Annotated in this window: 1 protein-coding gene; it reads left to right on the forward strand. The window is 65.6% G+C overall.

The genetic code is table 11. The features are described from left to right. Positions 1 to 2 precede the first annotated feature (2 nt). Positions 3 to 2,461 (forward strand): chemotaxis protein CheA (locus IVA91_RS31000; RefSeq protein WP_247460046.1); only part of this gene is annotated, 2,459 nt, incomplete at its 3' end.

The raw sequence follows: 2,461 nt of genomic DNA on the forward strand, positions 1-2,461 counted from the left end.
TCATGGATGATCTGTTGCGGGAGTTTTTGACGGAGACCAGCGAGAGCCTGGACACCGTCGACAATCAATTGGTGAAGTTCGAGCAGGAGCCGAACAACGCCAAGATCCTGGATAACATCTTCCGCCTGGTCCACACCATCAAGGGCACCTGCGGCTTCCTCGGCCTGCCGCGGCTGGAAGCGCTCGCGCACGCCGGCGAGACCTTGATGGGCAAATTCCGTGACGGCATGCCGGTGACCGGGCAAGCGGTGACGGTGATCCTGTCCTCGATCGACCGCATCAAGGAGATTCTGGCCGGGCTGGAGGCGAGCGAAGCCGAGCCGGAAGGTAACGACCGCGACCTCATCGACAAGCTGGAAGCGATGGTCGAGCAGGGCATGGCGGCCATGGCAGCAGGCGCCAGCGCAGCTCCCGTCGCCGATGCCCCGCCGCTGGTGCCGGAAGCCCCGGCCGCCGCGCCTGCGCCCGCCAAAGCGATGACCACCGGCGCGCTGGTCGAGCAGACCCTGGAGCGTCCGTTGCGTCCGGGCGAAGTCTCGCTCGACGAGCTCGAGCGCGCCTTCCGCGAGACCGCGATCGAAGCGCCGGTGCTTGCGCCTATTGTCAAGGCTGCGCCCGCGCCGGCGCTTGAGGCTCCGGCGCCTGCGGCCAAGGAAGCTGCAAAACCCGCCGCCAAGGACAAGCCGGCGGCGAAGAGGTCGCTGGCCGACGAGGGCGCCTCCGAAGGCGACCGCATCGCCAACCAGTCGATCCGCGTCAACGTGGATACGCTGGAGCACCTGATGACCATGGTCTCCGAGCTGGTCTTGACCCGCAACCAGCTTTTGGAGATCTCCCGCCGCAACGAGGATACCGAGTTCAAGGTGCCGTTGCAGCGCCTCTCCAACGTCACCGCCGAGCTGCAGGAGGGCGTCATGAAGACGCGCATGCAGCCGATCGGCAATGCCTGGCAGAAGCTGCCCCGCATCGTCCGCGACCTCTCGAGCGAGCTAGGCAAGCAGATCGAGCTGGAGATGCACGGCGCCGACACCGAGCTCGACCGTCAGGTGCTCGATTTGATCAAGGACCCGCTCACCCACATGGTGCGCAACTCCGCCGATCATGGCCTCGAGACCCCCGCCGAGCGCTTGGCGGCCGGCAAGGGCGAGCAGGGCACCATTCGCCTGTCCGCCTATCACGAGGGCGGCCACATCATCATCTGCATCGCCGACAACGGCCGCGGCCTCAACACCGACAAGATCAAGGCCAAGGCGATCTCTAGCGGGCTGGTCACCGAGGCCGAGCTCGAGAAGATGAGCGAAGCCCAGATCCACAAGTTCATCTTCGCGCCGGGCTTCTCGACCGCGGCCGCCATCACCTCGGTCTCCGGCCGCGGCGTCGGCATGGACGTGGTGCGCACCAATATCGACCAGATCGGCGGCACCATCGACATCAAGAGCGTGGCCGGCGAAGGCTCCTCCGTCACCATCAAGATCCCGCTGACCTTGGCGATCGTCTCGGCCCTGATCGTCGAGGCCGCCGGCGACCGCTTTGCCATTCCGCAGCTCTCGGTGGTCGAGCTGGTGCGCGCCCGCGCCAATTCCGAGCACCGCATCGAGCGCATCAAGGACACCGCGGTGCTCAGATTGCGCAACAAGCTGCTGCCGCTGATCCATCTGAAGAAGCTCTTGAAGATCGACGACGGCGCCGCCTCCGATCCCGAGAACGGTTTTATCGTGGTCACCCAAGTCGGCAGCCAGACCTTCGGCATCGTCGTCGACGGCGTGTTCCACACCGAAGAGATCGTGGTCAAGCCGATGTCGACCAAGCTGCGTCACATCGACATGTTCTCGGGCAACACCATTTTGGGCGATGGCGCCGTCATCATGATCATCGATCCCAACGGCATTGCCAAGGCGCTCGGCGCCGCCGGCTCCTCGGCCCATGACATGGCCGACGAGAACGGGGCGCATCACATCGGCGCGGGCGAGCAGACCACCTCGCTGCTGGTGTTCCGCGCCGGCTCGTCCCAGCCCAAGGCGGTCCCGCTCGGGCTCGTCACCCGCCTCGAGGAGCTGCCCGCCGACAAGATCGAGTTCAGCAACGGCCGCTACATGGTGCAGTACCGCGAGCAGCTGATGCCGCTGGTCGCCATGGAGGGCGTCACCGTTGCGAGCCAGGGTGCCCAACCGATCCTGGTGTTCGCCGACGACGGCCGCGCCATGGGCCTCGTCGTCGACGAGATCATCGACATCGTCGAGGAACGGCTCAATATCGAGGTCGGCGGCTCCTCCTCGGGCATTCTCGGCTCGGCCGTGATCAAGGGCCAGGCCACCGAGGTGATCGACGTCGGCCACTTCCTGCCGATGGCGTTTGCCGACTGGTTCACCCGCAAGGAGATGAAGCCGTCGCTGCATTCGCAGTCGGTGCTGCTGGTCGACGATTCCGCGTTCTTCCGCAACATGCTGGCGCCGGTGCTCAA

Source organism: Bradyrhizobium sp. 153, from assembly GCF_023073835.1.
In the GTDB taxonomy this organism is placed as follows: Bacteria; Pseudomonadota; Alphaproteobacteria; order Rhizobiales; family Xanthobacteraceae; genus Bradyrhizobium.